This is a genomic window from Peribacillus sp. SIMBA_075 (assembly GCF_046534585.1).
In genome coordinates, this window is the sequence record NZ_JAWRYN010001098.1 from 1 (window position 1) to 254 (window position 254).

1 pseudogene is annotated in these 254 nt (G+C 53.9%); it reads right to left on the reverse strand.

Annotated elements, in window-relative coordinates:
• A pseudogene (locus SB775_RS31685) lies at positions 1–254 on the reverse strand (glycosyltransferase); the annotation flags it as partial.

Below are 254 nucleotides of genomic sequence, written 5' to 3' on the forward strand. Positions count from 1 at the left end.
GGATCGCCCCGACCGAGACGATACGCCTCGAGTGGGGGCTGCCGTAATCGACTTCATGTGCCGCTTGTTCGATGGGCGGCGGCATGAATTGTTCCGGCACTTCAGCCTCGAGTGCCCGGGCTGTATAGCGCCGGACGGTCGGGTTCATGAACACTAATTTCTGATGAAAGTCCTTGTCAATCGTCTTCAATGCACGGATGACTTTTTTATTGCGTTCAAGCTTATACAGTTCTGGCTGATAGACGCCCGATAAG